Consider the following 20,059-nt stretch of genomic DNA (forward strand, 5'->3'; position numbering starts at 1 on the left):
GAATGCGTAATCCCACGCAATCTCACGCCAACGCGTATACCGGCCGGAACCACCACCGTGGCCGCCCGACATATCAATCTTCAGCAGCGGTACCGGCGACGACGGGTCAATCTGCTCACGCAGCGCCGCGATCCACTTTGCGGGCTCCACGTAGAGCACGCGGGTGTCGTGCAGGCTCGTTACTGCAGCAATCGCCGGGTAGCGGACCGGGCGGATGTTCTCGTACGGGGTGTACGACTTCATGTAGGCGTACACTTCCGGGTCCTCAATCGGGTTGCCCCACTCTTCCCACTCCATTGCCGACAGCGGCAGCTCCGGGTCGAGGATGGTGGTCAGCGCATCCACGAACGGCACGGCAGCCAGGCAGGCGGCGTACTTTTCGGGGGCGAGGTTCACGACGGCGCCCATGAGCAGGCCGCCGGCGCTACCGCCGTAGCAGCCGATACGCGCCTCATCAGCCCACGGCTTAGCCGCAATGTAGCTGGTGACGTCCACGAAGTCGGTGAAGGTGTTCTTCTTCGCGAGCTTCTTGCCGTTCTGGTACCAGGAGCGGCCCATCTCGCCGCCGCCGCGAATATGCGCGATGACGTAAATAACGCCGCGGTCCAGGATCGACAGCATCGGGATGGAGAACATCGGGTCCATGGACGACTCGTACGAGCCGTAACCGTACTGGATGACCGGGTGCGGCTTGCTCATGTCCAGGTCGGCGCGGTGAATCACCGAGATCGGGATGAGCGTGCCGTCCGCCGCCGGTGCCCAGTCGCGGTAGGCGCGGTAGTCCTCACGGTTGTAGCCGCCCAGTACCGGGGTTTCACGGCGCAGCAGCAGGGTCTGCGACATGGGGAAGTAGTCGTAGACGCGGCGCGGCGTCAGGTACGAGGTGTAGGCGATGCGCAGTACGGGGGAGTAGTTCTCCGCACGTAGCACGGAGGCGGTGTACAGTTCCTCGTCGAAGCCGGCAGGTTCCATGAAGGTCACGCCGGCGGGGCGGCGGCGGCGGCACTGGATGGGCAGCTGCTCACGCGGTGCGAGGAAGATGCGGGTGGTGGTGTCCGCGCGGGCGGTGACGACCAGGTGCGTTGCGGTGAAGGTGAAGCCTTCCAGGCGCACGTGTTCGCTGTGGCGGATGACGGGTACCCAACGCTGCGCGTACTCTTCGAGGCTTTCACCTTCGCGCGGCATGTCTGCGAGGACCAGCTCGGAGTTCAGCGCATTGTAGTCGTGCTGAATCAGCAGGTGCTGCTCGCCGGCAATGTTGAGCGGCTCAGCGTAGTATTCGATGCCCGCGCTCTTGGGGATGAGCAGGGTCGGCTCGCCCTTGGGTTCGCGGGTGGGGATGAGGCGCACCTCCGTGTACTCGGAGTTGGAGCTGGTAATGACCACGGAGGAACGGTCGGAGCTCATGGCGGCACCGAGCCACATGGTGTTGTCCGGTTCCTCGTAAATCAGGTGGTCTTCGGTGCCCTGTCCGACGTCGTGCACGTAGACACGCCAGGGGCGCCACGACTCGTCGGGCACGAGGTAGATGAGCTGTTCGGCGTGGTTGATGAAGAAGGAACCCGCCGCAATGTTGGGGATGGTGTCTTCGAGGAAGGTGCCGGTTTCCATGTTGAGGAAGCGCTGCTCGTAGCGTTCGTCGCCCTTTTCGTCCACGGAGATGCTCAGCAGCTTGCCGTTACGTGCGGGCTGGAAGCTGCCGAGGGAGAAGAACTCCATGTCCTTGGCGTATTCGTTGCAGTCGAGGATGACGACTTCACCCTCGAGTACTTCGCCGGGGGTGACGGTCGGCGGGGTGTAGCGCACCACCTCGTCGCCTTCGTGCAGGGCGGGGTAGCGGTAGAAGACGGGGTACTGGCCGCCGGGCACCATGCGGCTGTAGTACCACCAGTCACCGATACGGTTCGGGACGGTCAGATCTGACAGCAGGGTGCGGTCCTTGATTTCGTTGAAGATGGATTCGCGGAGGGGCTGCTGGTCTGCGGTGACAGCTTCGGTGTATTCGGCTTCTGCCTTGAGGTAGTTGAGGACCTCTTCGCTTTCCTTGTCGCGGAGCCATTCGTAGTGGTCGATGAAGACGTCGCCGTGGTGTTCGCGGCGGTGCTCGACCTTCTTCGGTACGGGCGGGGTGAGGTTCTGTTCAGCCATGCTGCCACCTCTTTCATGAGTTATGGGTTTGTGAATGGTGTGTGCCGTCTGCGCCCGCGTTCCTGTGCCGCCGGGTGGCGGTGAAGGTGCGCGGGGACTGTGGGCACGCCTAGTTCTAGTGTATCGAAGAGTGAGGCAGGCTACTATATTGCGGCCCGCGCGGGATTGCCTGGCTCAGCTCGTGGAAGCCCCGCCGGGATATGCGCATTCGGTGGCTAGTTAGCGCGCCCCTTAATGGACATGAGGGTGCGGCGGCCCGCCTTGTTTGCCTTCGTGAAGGCACGGTTACTTTGCCGGTACTCACGTTCTTGAGAGCGCAGGCGTAGACGCGCGGATTCGGCTATCATCCTGCGGTAGCGTTCGAAGCGCTCGGGGTCGAGAGTGCCGTCAGTGATGGCCTGCTGCACCGCGCATCCGGGTTCGGAGCCGTGGGAGCAGTCGCTGTACCGGCAGGCGGAAGCGTAACCGGAGACGTCGTCGAAGGTTTCGTCAATCGCGGCGCTATCGCTCGTTGCGGCTAGGGCTCGCACGCCCGGAGTGTCAATCAGCACCGTGCCAGATGATGATTTTGCGTTGGTTGAGTCTCTTTCGCTTGAGCCTTCCACACTGGGCAAAACAAGCATCTGGCGGCTGGTGGTGGTGTGGCGCCCCTTGCCGTCAGCATCTCGGACCGTGGAGGTGACCTGCACCCGGTTTTCTGCGGCGTCTTCGCGGGGGTCAACTCCGGGGTTGAGCAGGGCGTTGACCAGGGTGGATTTTCCGGCGCCGCTGCGACCCAGGAACGCGGCGGTACGTCCGGCGACAAGCTCCGCCACCGGGGCAGGGTCGTAGCCGTTATCCGTGCAGACGGTGAGCACTGCATCCATACCGCTACCCAGAGAATCCCGATACCCGGCGAGCTGTTCCGCGGTAACCAGGTCACCCTTGGTGAGAATTAGAGCTACCTGCACCCCGGAAGCATGCGCGAGGGCGGTGTAGCGTTCAACGCGCCCGATGGACGGCTCAGGGAAGCACGGCTCAACGACGCAGAGCATATCCACGTTAGCAGCGACGGGCTGATCCGCAGATTCCCGGGTGGCGCTGGGGCGGGTGAGGTAGCTTCGGCGGGGCAGAATCGCGAGGGTTTTATGCTCCGCCGGCTGGGTATCATCGCCGGTTCCCGGGATGGGCTGGGTGAGCACCCAGTCGCCGACAACGGGGTACTCTTCTTCACCATAGTCGTTCTCGACCGGGCGCAGGGGAGCAGAAAGTTTGATGAGCTCGCCCCGCTCGCAGGTCAGTAGCTCGCAGCGGGTGCGGTGCACGGCGCTCACACGGGCGAGGGTGAAATCTTCGAGGACGCCGTTGAGGACGAACGCGGCGCGGATTGCCGCGCCCTGCCAGGAGGGGTCGAAACCGAGGGTCTCTAGCGTGTACACGGTGGGAGGGATGGGCACAGGATGTTCTTTCTTGGTCGTGGTGCCCGGTTGAATATGACACCCGGATAATGCGCCGGGTAGCGGGCACTTAAAAGGTTCGTTCTTTTTGGGTTTCACGCCCTATAACAGTGAGGCGCGGGCACCGGCACGGATGCGGCGGGCAGCAAGATACGTCAGCCCCAACCCGATCGCGGCGTAGAGCATCCCCAGGGCTGTATCTGCTGCCAAGAGCGCGAAGAGATCCGGGGTGGTGCTGCTCGCAGTACCGCCAGAGGTATCTAAAGCCTGCACCAGCCGGGACCCCGGAACCCAAGAACACAGCCAGGCAAGCCATGCGGGGTAGGTGCTCACCGGAACGATGACGCCCGCGCTGACCGGCAGAATAATCGCCAGAAAATTGGACCCCGTGTACGGATCCGAAAGGTATAGCCCCAGGCCGGCGGCAAAAATGCCCAGGCAGACCCCGCCTAGAACCGCAACCGGCATCAGCGCAAGAGCGCCTAGCAGAAGCCCCGAACCCGCGCCGGTAGAGGGTGCCGTGAGGGACAGTAACCACACGATGCCCACATTGCTCAGACCCGTCACGGACGCCAACAGGGCCGGTACCGCCGCCGCGCCCAGCCAATAGCCCGCATCCACGGGACGTGCCGTGCACACGTACTCGAAGACACCAATCCAACGGTCAGTGGCGACGCGCGCGACAATACCGGCTGCCACGGAGCTGAGGGTGGCAATCAGAGCAGACGCGCAGCCGATGCGTACCGTATCGTTTGCGGCAAGATCAGCACCCAGAAGCACCGTGAAAAGCACGTTGAGGCCCGGCACGAGCACCAGGGTCGTGATAGCCGTTCCGAGGGTTGCGAAGGTAATCGACGACGACCAGCCAATAGAGGCGGTCGACAGTGCCCGACGCGCCACGCCGGGCAGAGAATCAGTAGAGAGAACACGCACGCTACATCGCCCCCAGGGTGCCGCGACGGCGGGCGGAGGCGAGAGCCTTCCGAGCAAAGAGGAAAGCACACAACGCCCAGATGAAGCTCACGACCAGGGTCTGAATTACGGGCAAGAGTGCATCCGCCGGGGTAGTGATGGCGGTACGCCCAAGTAGCAGGTGAACCGGCGCCTGCAGGGGAATGAGCGTGCCTACAGCATCTAGCCAGGCTGGCGCTTCAATGGTCGTGAAGAGAACCCCGGAGAGAATAAAAACCGGCACGAGCAATAGCTCCTCGTAGGCGATAGCGTTCGGCGTGGCCACGAAGAATACCGCAATCATGCACGTGATCGACAGGCACGCAAGCCACAGCAGGGGAACGCCCAGAACGTAGCGCGGCCAGAGTATCGAAAAATCCGTGACCTGCGGGTTGAGCGTCACAAGAGCCCAAACCGCCCACGATAGGGGCAAGGCAGCCAGACCCACAATGGAGGCGCTTGAAACGATAGCCGCCAGCACCCGCACCGGAGAGATTGACCCCGAACATAGGTACACGAGGGTCCCACGGAAACGCTCGAAATTGATGATGCCCGCAGACACGATGCAGACCGACCACATGCCCACAATGCCCGCGCGGGTCCACGCGAGGGTCGGGTCAACGGAGTGACCCGCGGAGCTCTGCGTTGCCGCATGCACGGCGAGCGCCTGAAGGATGACCGAGCCGAGTACCGTACTGATGAGTAGCTGAATGAAGTAGGGGACCGTCAGAAACTGGCGCAGGCTAAAGCCCATGAGTCGCAGTTGGCGGGCGCACTCCTGCCACAGGTCGTACCGTCGACCCTGCCGCTGGAACTCTTCCGAGCGTTGCGTCTGAGCGTTCATCGCTTGAGCCCCTCCGCCATTGCCAGGTATGCCTCTTCCAAGGTTGCCGGTCGCGTGTACGGTTCGGTTCGTGCCCCAATGCGTGAGGCGGCAAGGCCCTCCGCCAGGATGCGGTGAGCCTCGCCCGCCTCGAACGTGGCGCGCTCGCCGTGCCAGTAGAGGGTCAGTTCCCAGCCGGATCCGCGCGGGGCAAACAGCACCGCCGCCTTATCGCCGAGGAACCCGCGGAGCGTATCAATGCCCTCGGTGGCGGTGGGGTCCACCTGAACCACGGTCGTGGCGGCAATACCTGCGTGCGCGGCAATATCCTCGAGACTGCCGCTCACAGCAACGGAGCCAGCGCCCAAAACGGTAATAGTGTGCGCCAAATCCTCGATTTCGCCCAGCAGGTGGCTCGTCAGCAGAATGGCGGCACCGTCTTCCGCGAGAGAACGGATGAGGGTACGCACGGTTAGGGCGATATCGGGGTCGAGCCCGTTGGTCGGCTCATCCAGCAGGAGCAGGGCGGGGGAGCCGAGCAGGGCGCGGGCAATATGTAGGCGCTGCTTCATGCCGCGGGAAAACTCCTGGACAGGCCGCGTTGCCGCATCGGTGAGTTCCACACGGGCTAGAGCGTGCTCCACCTCGTGCCGTCGGGTCCGCCCGGAAACCCCCGCAACATCGGCGAAGAACAGCAGATTATCGCGGGCACTGGCGCGCGGGTAGAAGCCGTTCTCCCCTCCCAAAGCTAGGCCCACGTGACGGCGCGCCCGCTGCGGGTGGGCGATAGCGTCAATACCGTTCACGGTGAGGTTACCGCCGGTAGGGGTGAGCAGGGTCGAGCACATCTGCACGGTGGTGGTTTTGCCCGCACCGTTGGGGCCGAGGAGGGCATGAATCTCACCGGAACTAACGCGAAGTGACACACGGTCGACTGCGGTAAAGGTATTTTCACCTTTGCCAAAGACGCGGCTGAGCTGCGCCGCATCAAGAACAAGAGACATGGTAGGTAACCTTCGGGTATGACCCTCTGGCTCCTATACCGGAGGGATGCTGGGCAGGATAAACGGCGTAGTGAGCCGTAGTGAGTTGTACCCTGCGTGAGTGTATGTGTCATTTCAGTGTACCGAAAAGTAGCACCAGAAAGTGATGGGGGTTACTGTGTGGATGGTGGGAGTGCCCGCCTCCGCATCTCGATTGCCTCGCCCTCGGATTGCCCCGGCACCGTCGCTCACGTTTTGTTGCAGGCGGTTTTTGGTGACAGACGTTAAAAAACGTCATCTTTGCAATGAAATGTCTTAAAGTACCGCGCACCCACAAAACCCTTGACCCCACCCCGTGCCCTATGACACTCTAAATAACAGGTCAAGAGCGCCAGCGATAAGCCCCAGCTAGCTGGCCGGCAACCCTCCTCCGCGGTGGGGTGCCCTGGGTGAAGACCGGGCGGCACGCACAAGCGTGACGCAAGCGCGGGACCGATGTGACCGAAACCGGTACATCAATCGTGACAGGATTATTCGACGACGATTCCTGTACCGTCGGCATGCGGCCCCTTAAGAATCCCCAATAGGAGCCACGCATGAGCAACAACACTACCGTCCCGACTCCCGCCAACCCCGCCGGTTGGAAGTTCGAAACCCGCCAGATCCACGCAGGTCAGGCGCCGGATGCCGCAACGGGAGCTCGGGCACTACCTATCTACCAGACCACTTCCTTCGTCTTTGACAGCGCCGAGCAGGCAGCGAACCGTTTCGCCCTCGCCGAGCTGGGCCCCATTTACACTCGCCTCAACAACCCCACCCAGGAAGTCATCGAAAACCGTATCGCTTCCCTGGAAGGCGGCGTAGGCGCGCTGCTGCTGGCATCCGGTCAGGCAGCTATTACCTACGCAATCCTGAACATTGCCGGTGCAGGCGACCACGTTGTTGCTTCGCCCTCCGTGTACGGCGGCACCTACAACCTGCTCAAGTACACCCTCGCCGACCTGGGCATTGAAACCACCTTTGTTGAGGACCCGGACGACCTGGACGCATGGCGCGCCGCAGTCCGCCCCAACACCAAGCTGTTCTACGGCGAGTCCGTGCCCAACCCCCGCAACGACGTGCTCGACATTGAGCCCATCGCCAAGATTGCGCACGAAAACGGCGTACCTCTGATCGTGGACAACACCGTACCCACCCCGTACCTGCTACGCCCCATCGAGCACGGCGCAGACGTAGTCGTCCACTCCGCCACCAAGTACCTGGGCGGCCACGGCACCTCCATCGGCGGCGTGATCGTTGACTCCGGTAACTTCGACTACGGTGCAGACCCCGAGAAGTTCCCCAAGTTCAACCAGCCCGCCCCCGGCTACCACGGCCTGGTCTACGCACGCGATTTGGGTAAGGACTCCGCGTTCGGCGCGAACCTCTCCTACATCCTGAAGGCGCGCGTCTCCCTGCTGCGTGACACCGGCGCCGCAATCTCCCCGACCAACGCCTTCAACATCGGCATCGGTCTGGAGACTCTCTCCCTGCGCATCGAACGCCACATTGAGAACGCCACCAAGGTCGCCCGCTGGCTCGAAGCAAACCCGCAGGTCGACAAGGTTATCTGGGCTGGCGTGGAATCCTCCCCCTGGTACGAGCGTGCACAGAAGTACCTGCCCAAGGGCCCCGGTGCGGTGCTCGGCTTCACCCTCAAGGACGCAACCCTGGAGGAGACCCGCGACTTCGTGGACGCCCTGAAGCTGCACTCCAACGTGGCGAACATCGGTGACGTACGCTCGCTCGTGATTCACCCCGCCTCCACCACCCACTCCCAGCTTTCCGCTGAGGAACTGGAGAAGATTGGCGTGTACCCGAACTTCGTCCGCCTGGCAGTCGGTATCGAGAACATCGACGACATTCTCGCCGACCTGCAGCTGGGCTTCGATACCCTCTCCTAAACGGTGATGCAACCCGCAGGTGGACCGGCAAGCTACGGCTTTTCGGTCCACCTGCGGATTCCCCGTTACGGAGCATGTTGTAACTGTGCGGCGTTGCTGCCGCCCAACCTGTTGCTTCTTCTACCCACAGACGAGTACCCCGCTCACACCCGGCACCACCTCGCCGACCAACCCAGTGAAGGGAACCCCATGACCACCCAGAGCACTAGCCAGTCCGGCACCACCAAGTCCGGCACTACCAGCCAGCCTGTCACCGCACCCATCCCCGTGGCGGGCACTCAGCGCGAACACCCCGAAGCGCAAGGCTACCTGCGTCAGCTGAACATCGGCGACCTGGAGCTCGAGTCCGGCGTGACCCTGCCGCAGGTCACCATCGGCTACGAAACCTGGGGCACCCTCAACGAGGCTGGCGATAACGCCATCCTGATTCTGCACGCGCTCACCGGTGACACGCATGTCTCCCGCGGCGTACCCACCCCCGACATGCCCGCCCCGCTGATTCGCGCCATCGAATCGGACGGCTGGTGGGAAGGTATCGTGGGCCCCGGCTCGGTCGTGGACACCAACCGCTACTTCGTGATTGCCCCCAATATTTTGGGCGGCTGTTACGGCTCGACCGGCCCGGCGAGCATCATCCCGGAAGGCTACCCGGGCGCCGGTGAGCGCTGGGGATCCCGATTCCCGCTCGTCACCATCCGCGACTCGGTGCGTGCTGAGGCGCGTCTGGCCCGGGCCCTGGGCATCACGAGCTTCCGCTACGTCATCGGCGGTTCCCTCGGGGGCGCACGCGCCGTAGAATGGGCCGCAACCAACCCCGAACTGGTGCGCGGATGCGCGGTCATCGCCTCCGGTCCTTCGGCCACCGCCGAGCAGATTTCCTGGGCGCACACGCAGAACCTGGCGATTCGCTCCGACGCGAACTTTGCCGGCGGCGACTACTACAACGGCCCCGCGCCGGTAACCGGTCTTGCCCTGGCACGCCGTATCGCGCACACCACCTACCGTAGCCCCGCCGAGCTGGAGCACCGCTTCGGCCGCGAGGAGAACCGCGGCGAAAGCACCGTGGGCGGTTCTCTGGGCGAGCCTCGTGGCCGCTACGCTATCGAAAGCTACCTGGACCACCACGGCGCCAAGCTGGTTGAGCGCTTTGACCCAAACAGCTACCTGGCAGTGAACGAGGCACTGATTTCGCACGACGTGGCGCGTGGCCGCGGCACCCTGGCGCAGGCGCTGGCGCACACCGATTGCGAGTGGACGATTGCGGCGGTGAACACGGACCGTCTGTTCTTCCCGCACGAGTCGCACCGCCTGGCGGAGGCGCTTCCCACCCCGGTGCCCGTGGACATTATCGAGTCGAACCACGGCCATGACGGCTTCTTGATTGAGGCGAAGCAGGTGGAGAAGATTCTGGCGCGCGCCCTGGGTGTTGAGGATGATTCCGCCACCCCGAGTGAGGCGCAGCGTGAGCGTGAGGCGCTGGACTCGATGACTCGCCTGTATGCTACGGCGACCCGCTAGAACTACGAGAACCGCGAGTATTCACGGGGTGCTGACCCAAGCCCCTCTGATCGCTGTTTATACCACCTAAGTGCGGGTAAATTCCGGGTGGGCAGATAGTGTCTTCACAGGTTCTTCCGCCCGCCGAGAATTAACCTTCACCCTAAAGGTTAGGTAATGAGGCGCCGGGTGCTTGCACAATGCGAGCATCCGGCGTTTCTTTGCATCCTTTTGAAAGGTGTTGTGCCAGGTCAGGGAATATTTTCCGGTTTTTTGGGTGCTTTGTGGAACCTCCGCGAGATATCGCGGAAGTAACCTCCTGTTGCACCGGAAGGTAAAGGTTCTCGGTTTGCTTTAGACCAGCTCTAACCCCATAGCATTAACGCTGTGGTAAGTATTCAAGAGGTAGCGGAGCAGTTGGGGGTGAGCACCCACGCCCTGCGATATTACGAAAAAGAGGGGCTCATTGCGGTGCCCCGTGATGCTCACGGAACCCGTATTTTTGATGAGGAGTCTATCTCCGCAGCACGGTTTATTGCTACCTGCCGTCAGGCCGGCATGAGTCTTGCCGACATTCGCACGATTTTGAGCAATCCGGACGACCACGCCCTATCCATTGATGTGATGGAGCGTGCCCGTCAGAAGATTGAGGATGAGATTGTGGGGTTGCAGCAGAACCTTGAGCACCTGGATCGCCGTATTCAGGAGCACCGCCGTCACCTCGACAGCACCCGCTAGGTAACTAGTCTTCTGCAGACGCGTATAAACGCCCGGTATTCCCAACGTTGGGAATACCGGGCGTATTTTTGTGCTCAGCTGGCATGCTCGGCTACTCAAGCTGAGTTACTAGGTATCTCCACTCCGGAGGCTTACCCCCAGGTAGCTTCCTGCGGGTCAATACCGTGTGCACGAGCATTCTCGTAGATGACATCCCGCAACCACTCCGCGAGCCCGGTCGCAAGCTTCTCGTAGTACGCCTTGAAGCGGGCATCCTCAACGTAACCGCGGGCTAGAATAGCGTGCTTAGCGGGGGTAACCTCAAAGAAGAACAGGGAGGCGCGGTGCCGCTCGGCGAGCGCATTCGCCTCCTCACTACCCGGCTGCACGCCGCGGTTGAACGCCTCGACGAGGGCCTGTTCTACCTCGTCAATCTGCTGTTTGCCGTTCTGCCAGTCGGCACGGTCCATCGAGGCAGTGCGGCGCTGGTATTCAGCCCAGTCGTCAGTTTTCACGTAACGCTCCTGCGCTTCCTGCTGGTGGGCGAGGCTGAACCCTTCACCCATAATCTCTGCTTTTTCGGCAGCGCTGAGCTGCTCATTTTTAGGTGCCATAGTGTCCTCCAAAAGACGTTCGATGGTTTCAAGCATGCGCCCATACGCGGCGATTTTGCGTTGAAGCATATCCCGCTGAGCGAGCAGATGCTCGGTGCTGTTCGCCCGATCCTGCAGTATGTTGCGAATAGCGTCAAGGCTCATGCCGATGGCGCGGTATCCCATAATGACGGTGATTCGTTCAAGATCTGTATCGGTGTAGTACCGGTACCCGTTGAACTCATCGTGCGCCGGGTTGAGTAAGCCTCGCTGCTCCCAATGGTGAAGCGTGCGGACTGTGAGCCCGTGTAGTGATGCCGCTTCTCCTACGGTGTATTCGTGCTGCCCGTCAGATGGTGTTATGTTCGCGTCCATGGTTTCACTCTAAAACCTCACGTTAGGTGAGGGTCAAGCTAGCGGCGGAACCGGCGGTGCAGGTTTGCCGGGGAGTCCTCGCTAAGATGGGTTCATGAGCGAAAACAAATACGTCGTCGAATACACCCGCCCCGAGAACGAACGCGCAGGCACCCACCTGGTGCTCCTGCTGCACGGCTACGGCTCCCAGGAGCACGACCTGCTGTCCTTGGCGGCGCACCTTCCGCAGGAGGGCTTCACCTACGCCTCCATGCGTGCACCGCAGCCGGTCGGCTCCCAGTTCTCCGCGGACTCGACCGGTGCCTACATTGCCGCAGACGCTATCGGCTACCAGTGGTACCCGCTGAACCAGCAGCTCGAATCTGACCAGCGCGCCATTGAGCAGGCGAGCGACTACGTGCTGGAGTGGGTGCGCGCGAACCGCGAGCCGTATGCTTCGGTGACCCTGCTGGGCTTCTCGCAGGGCATGGGCATCGCAACCTCGATGGTGCGTCACGCCCCCGGCGAGTTCGCCGCCGTAGTGGGACTGTCCGGCTATGCGGTAGATTCTGATTCGCCGTACTTCAAGGACGAGGAGCTGAAGAAGACCGAACTGCCGGTGTTCTTCGGCCGCGACCAGGAAGACCCCGTCATCCCGCAGCAGATGGTGAACTACACCTACGACTGGATCCGCAAGTACACCGACGGCATTAAAGTGCTGTACGCCGGTGCGGGTCACGGCGTGAGCGCCATGGAGATTCGCCACGTGGGCGAGTTCCTGGAGGTGAAGGTGCAGGGTCAGGAGCCGCGTATTCGTGCGCAGAAGGTTGCGGAGGCGACCGGCACCGTGGAAGGCTCTGACGCCTAAATCGACTATATGGAAAGCCCCCGGGTCTGACGACTCGGGGGCTTACGTGTAGTTCCGCTTGGAAAGGCGGTTATCGTCCTCGTTCCTACAGGGGCTGGGTGGGACGCTATACCCTTCCTCCGCTCCTGCAGGGGCACCCGCCGCACCCGGACGCTCCGCTTCTCCTTGCTTCGCGGCGGAGAGCGCCCGGGGCGGCACCCTGATGTCGCTTCCGGAGGGTATAGCTACCCCCCCGGTTCCGGTGAGGTGCGCGCGCGGAGGGGCGGTGCCGTCCGAAAGTGACATCAGGGTGCCCGAAGCGAAGCGAGGGCGGGTTCCCTGTAGGAACGAGGACGGTCACCGACTCCTCTAGCGCTCTGCCTGAGGAAATATGCGGTGCCCCGCCCCTCCCATGGTGAGATGAACGAGGACGAACGCCGTCCCTCGCATGTAGCCCTAACCAAGCAGAGAGAGGACTAGTCCTCGTGCGCAACCTTCACAGTCACGCCGTTGAGGGTCACGGTGTCGCCGGGGTGCAGCTGCTTGCCGCGGGCTTCCTCAATGTCGCCGTTGACCTTTACCAGGCCGTGCTGAATGACCTCGCGTGCCTGCGCGCCGTCCTCTACGAGGTTGGCGAGCTTGAGGAACTGGCCGAGGCGGATCATGTCGTCGCGAATAAAAATTTCTTCCATGCTCTCTAGTTTATCCCGCCGGGTGCATCCTGGTGTCCGGTAAAAATGGGGGAGTGGTGGGTCGGGTAGGCATACCCAGGGGTTGGGTGGTGATGGTACCCTAGTGTCTTGCATCAAAAAGTGTGCATATTGCGCCGATGAGCGCGAATATGGGCGCCCCGTTCTGGGTTGCGTCCCTTATGAACCCGAACTCACGCACGTCACAGCCGGTGGCGGGGCAGAAGGAGTAACTATGGCTGAAAAGTCCACCCTCGATAACATTATTGCGCTCGCGAAGCGCCGCGGCTTTGTTTTCCAGGCCGGTGAAATTTACGGCGGTTCCCGCTCCGCATGGGACTACGGCCCCCTCGGTGCGGAGCTGAAGGAAAACATCCGTCAGCAGTGGTGGCAGCGTTTCGTCCGCTCTCGTGCGGACATGGTTGGCCTGGATTCCTCCGTTATTCTGCCTCGTGCGGTGTGGGAGGCGTCCGGTCACGTGGCGACCTTCACCGACCCGCTGGTTGAGTGCCTGTCGTGCCACAAGCGTCTGCGTCAGGATCACCTGCTGGAGAACTTTGAGGCGAAGAAGGGCCGCGCGGCTGAGGGCATGGAAGAGATTGCTTGCCCGAACTGTGGTACTCGCGGTGAGTGGACTGAGCCGCAGAACTTCTCCGGTCTGATGAAGACTTACCTGGGCCCGGTTGATAATGAGGAGGGTCTGCACTTCCTGCGCCCGGAGACCGCTCAGGGTATTTTCGTGAACTTCAACAATGTGGTCACTGCTTCTCGTAAGCGCCCGCCGTTCGGTATTGGCCAGATCGGTAAGTCGTTCCGTAACGAGATCACTCCCGGTAACTTTATTTTCCGTACTCGCGAGTTCGAGCAGATGGAAATTGAGTACTTCGTGCACCCGGATGACGCTGATAAGTACTTCAACGAGTGGGTTGAGGACTGCTGGAACTGGTTTGTTGACCTGGGTATTAACCCGGATAACATGCGCCGCTTCGACGTTCCTAAGGAGGAGCGTGCACACTACTCGGCTGGCACCATTGACGTTGAGTACCGCTTCGGCTTCCAGGGTTCCGAGTGGGGCGAGCTGATGGGCGTTGCGAACCGTACCGATTACGACCTGGGTGTGCACAACGAGCACTCCAACGCGAAGCTTGAGTACTTCGACCAGGCTACCGGTGAGCGTTACGTGCCGTACGTGATTGAGCCGTCCTTTGGTCTGACCCGCTCCATGATGGCGTTCCTTGTTGACGCATACGTCGAGGATGAGGCACCGAACACTAAGGGTGGCGTGGATAAGCGCGTCGTGCTGAAGCTCGACCCGCGCCTGGCACCGGTGAAGGCTGCTGTTCTGCCGCTGTCCAAGAAGGCTGAACTGTCTGAGCCCGCAACCAAGCTGGCGAACGAGCTGCGTGGCCTGTGGAACGTGGATTACGACGAGGCGGGCGCTATTGGTCGCCGTTACCGCCGCCAGGATGAGATCGGTACTCCGTTCTGCATCACCGTGGACTTTGACACTCTTGAGGATCAGGCTGTGACCATCCGCGAGCGCGACACCATGAACCAGGAGCGTGTGGCTCTGGATCAGGTGAAGTCTTACCTGGCTGCACGCCTGGCAGGCTAAAAATAATTTATAACATGGTCGGCGGGTAGCCTCTTAGAGCGAAAGAGGCTACCCGCCGTCGTGTATTTGGGCTACCCTGGTTAGACTGATTGGCACGTTTGACGCGAGCGAAGGAAAGGTGCACGGATATGGCTGAACGCCTCAGCGAAAAATTTGAGATTCGTCCTTGGCAGGAGGGTGATGACCTTGCCCTGCTTGAGATTTGGAACTCTGCCCGTAATGAGGTTGAGGAGCGCCAGCGTGGCCTTTTCGGCCCGGACAGTGACGCGCCGTTTAGCCGTACCCTGGTGGTGACTGTTTCTGGTGTGCCGGTGGCTGCGGGTACTGTGGTTGCTTCGCTGCTGCATCCGACGCGTTTGTGGTCGTATGTGGAGGTCGCGGCTGATCACCGCCGTCAGGGTATTGGTACTGCCCTGCTGGATGCGCTGCGTGAGATTGCGGCGGCGCACGGTCAGACGACTGCTTTGCGTGTGAAGCTGTCGCCGTTTAGTGACGGTGAGGAGTTCGCGCAGGCTACTGGTATGAAGCTGGTTCAGCGTTCCCGTATGGTGCGTGTGGAGCCGGGGGCGATTCCTCCGGTGTCGTTGCGTGAGGACGCTGACGGTAACGAGACTCAGGCGATTGAGGATTTGGCGACCGGTTCGGTTGAGCTGACCGCCGCGCTGTGGGATTTCTACCGCCGCGCCCACGAGTGGGATGTTCCCGCCGAGGTGGGTTTGGGCACCGTGAACCGCTATTTCCTCTCGGATGAGGTGCGTGCCTTTGGTGCCGTGGTGCTTCGTGACCATATTCGTGAGGCTGCTGCTGAGGGTAAGAAGGGCCCGATTGTGGCGTTTGCGGTGAGCTACCACCCCTTCGAGACTGACCCGGAGGCGGCGCTGGTGGATGAGAAGACCGCCACGGAGTTGCTGCTGGGCTACGACTTCGATAATGAGGGTGCCGTGGAGGCGATTATGCAGGTGTTGTCCCTGCTGAGCGCTAAGTACCCGGTGCTGGTTGAGGTTGACGACGCCATGGAGGCGCTGGTTCAGGTGACCGACGTGCTGCTGCGTGGCGGCACTGCCTCGGTGGAGGGTGACCCGACCTATATTTACGTGACCGAGTAGGTTACTAGGTAGATTCTCGGTACCGAGCCTGCTGGCTGGCTCTTGCTGAAGGGGCGGGGGAGTGGAATGCTCCTCCGCCCCTCTCGCGTACCTGCGCCTCCTCACGGTTGCTGAGCCTGCGCCGTGCCGCTGTGCTGTGTTCCTGTACCCCCTCAGCTGAGTCCGGTTCTCGATTTGCCCCCGTATGCCACAATATAGGGGTGAATTCTGAAGCACCCCGTCTTACCCTTCCGCCCCTGAAACTGGGCAATCTGACCGTTGATACTCCCGTGGTTCTCGCCCCGATGGCTGGCGTGACCAATAAGGCTTTCCGCCGCCTCTGCAGTGAATATGGCGGCGGCCTGTACGTTACCGAAATGGTGACTGCGCGCGCCCTGGTGGAGCGTAAGCCCGAGTCCATGCGCATTATTGAGCATGACCCGGACGAGAAGATCCGCTCCATCCAGATTTACGGTGTGGACGCGGTTAACGTCGGTAAGGCTGTGCGCATGGTCGTTGAAGAGGACCGTGCCGACCACATTGACTTGAACTTTGGTTGCCCGGCTCCTAAGGTGACTCGCCGCGGTGGCGGTGCCGCTCTGCCCTGGAAGACTGACCTGTTCACTGCGATTGTGCAGACCGCGGTGAAGGAAGCCTCTCGCAACAATATTCCGCTGACGATTAAGATGCGTAAGGGCATCGACGATGACCACATTACGTTCTTGGAGTCCGCCAAGATTGCTCGTGATGCCGGTGTTGCGGCGATTGCTCTGCACGGTCGTACTGCGGCTCAGCATTATTCGGGTAAGGCTGACTGGGATTCTATTGCGCAGCTGCGCGAGCTGATTCCGGATGTGCCGATCCTGGGTAATGGCGATATTTTCTCCGCCGAGGATGCGGTGCGCATGGTCGAGCAGACCGGCGTGGACGGCGTCGTGATTGGTCGCGGATGCCAGGGTCGCCCGTGGCTGTTTGGTGACCTGCAGAATGCGTTTGAGGGTTCGTCGGAGCGTATCCGCCCGACCCTAACTGAGGTGTCGGACATGATTTACCGCCACGCAGAACTGCTGGTGGAAACCTTCGGCGATGAGACCCGAGGCCTGCGCGAGATCCGCAAGCACGTGGCGTGGTACTTCAAGGGTTACCCGGTTGGCGGTGAGCTGCGCGCGAAGATGGCTCAGGTGCCCGATCTGGCGACGTTCCGTGAGCTGATTGCTCAGCTGGATCACTCGATTGGTTACCCGGGCGCCGCCGTGGAGGGTTCGCGCGGTCGCGCCGGCAGCCCCAAGCAGCCGCACCTGCCCGATGGCTGGCTGGATTCGCGCATCCTGGGGGATGCTGAGCGTCTGGGCCTGGCGGAGGCTGAGCTGGATATTTCCGGCGGCTAAACACCTGTGTGCCGCGGCGTGCTGTTTGCGCGTCGCGGCGCATCCTTTTTATGAGCCTGTTCGTGCGCTATTTCCTGCGCCTATAACGCCTGCAGGCGCTACCTGTTGACCCTCACCGTAGAATTGAGTTTATGGCTGGATTAATCCGCAAAGAAGACATTGACGAAGTCCGCGCCCGTACCGATATCCGCGAAATCATTGAAGGCTACGTGAGCCTCAAAAGCGCCGGTATAGGCACCTTCAAGGGGCTGTGCCCGTTCCACGACGAGCGCACGCCCTCCTTCAATGTGCGCCCGCAGGTCGGTTCGTACCACTGCTTTGGTTGCGGTGAATCCGGTGATGTGTACTCCTTCGTCATGGCGATGGAACACACCAGCTTCGTTGAGACGGTGGAGCGCCTTGCCGCGCGCATCGGCTACACCCTGCACTATGAGGGCGGTAAGCCCGGCGACCGCTACGAGGCGGGTATGCGCCGCCGCCTGCTCGACGCGCACAAGATTGCCGCCGAGTTCTTTGAACGCAACCTCTACAGCGCTGATGCTCAGGAGGCGCAGCACTTCCTCGGCGCCCGCGGTTTCGACCCCGCCGCAACCCGCAAGTTCGGTGTCGGCTACGCCCCGCGCGGCTGGGATCACCTGCTCAAGCACCTTCGCTCCCAGGGCTTCACCGATGAGGAACTGAAGGCTACCGGCATGTTCTCGGAGGGCAACCGCGGCCTGTACGACCGCTTCCGCGGCCGCATCATCTGGCCCATCCGCACCATCGCCGGTGAAACCATCGGCTTCGGTGCCCGCCGCCTCTTCGACGACGACCAGGGCCCCAAATACCTGAACACCCCCGAGACGCAGCTGTACAAGAAATCCCAGGTGCTCTACGGCATTGACCTGGCAAAACGCGATATGACCAAGACCAAGCAGGTCGTCATCGTGGAAGGCTACACGGACGTCATGGCGGCACACCTCGCCGGCATCACCACCGCCGTTGCCACCTGCGGCACCGCGTTCGGTCCCGGCCACATCAAGATGGTGCGCCGTATGATTACCGACGACGGCTCCGGCGGCGAAATCATCTTCACATTCGACGGCGATGCCGCAGGACAGAAGGCCGCTATGGCAGCCTTCCAGGAGGATCAGCGCTTCGTCGCGCAGACCTTCGTTGCGGTTGCTGAGAACGGCATGGACCCCTGCGACCTGCGCCTGCACAAGGGCGACGCTGCCGTGCGCTCGCTGATCGCTTCGCGCCGCCCGCTCTTCGAGTTCGCGATTGATTCGACCCTCGCCAAGTACGATTTGGCGACCCTTGAAGGCCGCGTGCTGGCGATGCGCGCTATCGCCCCGATTATCGCCGGCATTAAGGACCGCGACCTGCGCCCCGCCTACATGCGTAAGGTGTCCGGCCAGCTCGGTCTGGAGCTTGACGAGATTCAGCGTGCCGTGGCGTACGCGCAGAACCACCCGAAGCTTTCTCGCTCCCAGCAGGCGGAGGCTCCCGCAGCCGCACCGCGTTACGAGCGTCTGAATGAGGGGCCGCAAAGCGTGCAAGGCACGCCGGGTTACGCGGGAGCGCAGGGCTATACGAGCGCTCAGGGGGCAGTTCATGCTGACGCACCCTACGATCCCGCCTACGACGCACCGCCCCCGGAAGACCACGCCGCCCCCAGCGCCTACGCCGGACAGAACGCTGCCGCGCACCCGCCGAGCAGCATTCAGCCCACCGCACCCCAGCCGGAGGCGACCGCCCCCGCCGTCGAGGAGTTCCTCACCCCCGACCCGCGTGACCCGGTTGCCCGCCTCGAAAAGGCGGCGCTCGAGATTGCCCTGCAGCACCCCGAGCTTATCAGCGTGGAACAGTGGCGTAACCTCGCCACCGTGCAGTTCCGCTACCGCACCCACCGCGAGGTGGCCGCCGGCATTATTCACGCGGCAACCGTCATGGCACCTACCCCCGGCATCGAATGGATCAACTGCGTGCGCTCCGGTGCTGTGGAGGGCGTACACCCCGCAATCGCGGAGCTCGCCGTCTCACCGCTACCGGTCAGTAGCGCTGAGCGCCTGCCGAACTTCGTCACCGGGGCACTCAACGCCCTATTCGAACAACAGATCGCCCGCCAAAAATCCGACCTGATGATGCGCCTAGAGCAGCTCAGCGCCAACCCCGACGACGAAGAGTTCGAAGCGGTACAGCGTCAGCTTCTCGAACTGGAAATGCGCCGCCGACAGCTCAGCGCACAGCGCGGCTAAGTACGGTTCCTTGTGAATACCCCGGTTACCTGCAGAACCTCTACGTTCCACAGGTAGCCGGGGGCACCGCAGGGTAGAAGCCACTCACACAACCTAAAAGTGATGCACTTCATAGTATTTCAAGTTGCGGAGCCCAAACAGCCCCGGTATAGTTATTACTCGTTGCAAGGGAAACCAGCAATGAAAATAAAATAATCCCCCGTAGCTCAATTGGCAGAGCATTCGACTGTTAATCGAAGGGTTACTGGTTCGAGTCCAGTCGGGGGAGCGTATAAAACAAGAACCCTCGAGACTTCGTCTCGGGGGTTCTTGCTTTATCTGTTCCTCTGGTTCGAGTCCAGTCGGAACGTTCTCTCCAAGTCATGAATCAGTAACCACTCCACCCTATGTGAGCGCTGGGGTGCTCCCTTCGGGCCCTCGGGCTTACGCCCCCGGCGAGGCAACGATGCTTCACCCTGCAAAAAATGTGAAGTCTAAAGCACAGAGAAGTTCCTCGCCCACATCAACCACACGCCTACCCAACGCACGGCGGGGGAGCGGCGCATCGGCTTTCTCTTACGCCTACTCCAAAGCAAATCCACAGGGGCAACCAAACCCAGAAAGCTACGCCTGCAGCTCAACACAGCCTCCAGAAAGTCGAAAATACCTGAAGAGATAGCGTAAACCCCCACCCAAACGGTCACGCGGAGGTATCATAAGGGGCTAAACTATAGGAGGTGGAGTGCGAAAAAGAAGCCTCCAAAAACACGT

15 protein-coding genes, 1 tRNA gene and 1 riboswitch are annotated in these 20,059 nt (G+C 61.7%); of the genes, 9 read left to right on the top strand and 7 right to left on the bottom strand.

Going from position 1 to position 20,059, the window contains the following annotated elements:
* The 5 genes from HMPREF2927_RS01140 to HMPREF2927_RS01160 all read right to left on the bottom strand — a co-directional run.
* On the bottom strand, positions 1-2,148 hold a 2,148-nt coding region (locus HMPREF2927_RS01140; protein ID WP_070684827.1), incomplete at its 3' end, for a S9 family peptidase.
* 215 nt (positions 2,149-2,363) lie between these two features.
* Entirely contained in the window at positions 2,364-3,584 is a 1,221-nt protein-coding gene (gene rsgA, locus HMPREF2927_RS01145) for a ribosome small subunit-dependent GTPase A (RefSeq protein ID WP_070684829.1), read from the bottom strand.
* A gap of 102 nt (positions 3,585-3,686) precedes the next feature.
* A complete protein-coding gene (locus HMPREF2927_RS01150; protein ID WP_070684831.1) occupies positions 3,687-4,517 on the bottom strand; it encodes an ABC transporter in 831 nt (276 codons plus the stop codon).
* A 1-nt stretch (position 4,518) separates the two neighbouring features.
* Positions 4,519-5,379, bottom strand: a complete 861-nt coding sequence (locus tag HMPREF2927_RS01155) for an ABC transporter permease (RefSeq protein WP_049348853.1) — start codon at positions 5,377-5,379, stop codon at positions 4,519-4,521.
* Positions 5,376-6,362 (bottom strand): ABC transporter ATP-binding protein, encoded by a 987-nt coding sequence (locus HMPREF2927_RS01160; protein ID WP_070684833.1) that lies wholly within the window; start codon positions 6,360-6,362, stop codon positions 5,376-5,378. The genes HMPREF2927_RS01155 and HMPREF2927_RS01160 overlap by 4 nt, the downstream gene beginning before the upstream one ends.
* Positions 6,363-6,721: 359 nt before the next feature.
* Positions 6,722-6,834: riboswitch (SAM riboswitch) on the top strand.
* Between the two features lie 103 nt (positions 6,835-6,937).
* On the opposite strand from HMPREF2927_RS01160, the gene HMPREF2927_RS01165 reads away from it, so the two are divergent.
* From HMPREF2927_RS01165 to HMPREF2927_RS01175, 3 genes are all read left to right on the top strand, one after another.
* Positions 6,938-8,284: a bifunctional o-acetylhomoserine/o-acetylserine sulfhydrylase gene (locus tag HMPREF2927_RS01165; RefSeq protein ID WP_070634113.1), complete on the top strand. Its 1,347-nt coding sequence runs from the start codon at positions 6,938-6,940 to the stop codon at positions 8,282-8,284.
* 189 nt (positions 8,285-8,473) lie between these two features.
* The gene (locus HMPREF2927_RS01170; RefSeq protein ID WP_070684835.1) at positions 8,474-9,802 is read left to right on the top strand and encodes a homoserine O-acetyltransferase MetX; all 1,329 of its coding nucleotides are present in this window, start codon (positions 8,474-8,476) and stop codon (positions 9,800-9,802) included.
* 366 nt (positions 9,803-10,168) lie between these two features.
* On the top strand, positions 10,169-10,519 hold the full coding sequence (locus tag HMPREF2927_RS01175) for a MerR family transcriptional regulator (RefSeq protein WP_049355077.1): 351 nt from the start codon (positions 10,169-10,171) through the stop codon (positions 10,517-10,519).
* Positions 10,520-10,650: 131 nt separating this feature from the next.
* Here the strand turns inward: HMPREF2927_RS01175 and HMPREF2927_RS01180 are convergent, their stop codons facing one another.
* Positions 10,651-11,466 carry a MerR family transcriptional regulator gene (locus HMPREF2927_RS01180; RefSeq protein ID WP_070684837.1) on the bottom strand — a complete coding sequence of 272 codons (816 nt, stop codon included), beginning with the start codon at positions 11,464-11,466 and terminating at the stop codon, positions 10,651-10,653.
* A gap of 94 nt (positions 11,467-11,560) precedes the next feature.
* Between HMPREF2927_RS01180 and HMPREF2927_RS01185 the strand changes: the two genes are divergently transcribed.
* Entirely contained in the window at positions 11,561-12,313 is a 753-nt protein-coding gene (locus HMPREF2927_RS01185; protein WP_070684839.1) for an alpha/beta hydrolase, read from the top strand.
* Between the two features lie 455 nt (positions 12,314-12,768).
* Here the strand turns inward: HMPREF2927_RS01185 and HMPREF2927_RS01190 are convergent, their stop codons facing one another.
* A complete protein-coding gene (locus HMPREF2927_RS01190) occupies positions 12,769-12,984 on the bottom strand; it encodes an RNA-binding S4 domain-containing protein (RefSeq protein ID WP_005507051.1) in 216 nt (71 codons plus the stop codon).
* Between the two features lie 232 nt (positions 12,985-13,216).
* On the opposite strand from HMPREF2927_RS01190, the gene HMPREF2927_RS01195 reads away from it, so the two are divergent.
* The 5 genes from HMPREF2927_RS01195 (at position 13,217) to HMPREF2927_RS01215 (ending at position 19,577) form a co-directional block, all read left to right on the top strand.
* Positions 13,217-14,596: a glycine--tRNA ligase gene (locus HMPREF2927_RS01195; protein ID WP_070684841.1), complete on the top strand. Its 1,380-nt coding sequence runs from the start codon at positions 13,217-13,219 to the stop codon at positions 14,594-14,596.
* Between the two features lie 128 nt (positions 14,597-14,724).
* Positions 14,725-15,702, top strand: a complete 978-nt coding sequence (locus tag HMPREF2927_RS01200) for a GNAT family N-acetyltransferase (RefSeq protein ID WP_070684843.1) — start codon at positions 14,725-14,727, stop codon at positions 15,700-15,702.
* Positions 15,703-15,902: 200 nt separating this feature from the next.
* Positions 15,903-17,069 (top strand): tRNA dihydrouridine synthase DusB, encoded by a 1,167-nt coding sequence (dusB, locus tag HMPREF2927_RS01205; RefSeq protein WP_070684845.1) that lies wholly within the window; start codon positions 15,903-15,905, stop codon positions 17,067-17,069.
* Positions 17,070-17,200: 131 nt separating this feature from the next.
* Positions 17,201-19,309, top strand: a complete 2,109-nt coding sequence (gene dnaG, locus HMPREF2927_RS01210) for a DNA primase (RefSeq protein WP_070684847.1) — start codon at positions 17,201-17,203, stop codon at positions 19,307-19,309.
* A 195-nt stretch (positions 19,310-19,504) separates the two neighbouring features.
* Positions 19,505-19,577: transfer RNA gene (locus tag HMPREF2927_RS01215), tRNA-Asn, on the top strand.
* Positions 19,578-20,059 lie beyond the last annotated feature (482 nt).

The sequence above is a fragment of the Rothia sp. HMSC061E04 genome (assembly GCF_001813685.1).
Lineage (GTDB): Bacteria > Actinomycetota > Actinomycetes > Actinomycetales > Micrococcaceae > Rothia > Rothia mucilaginosa.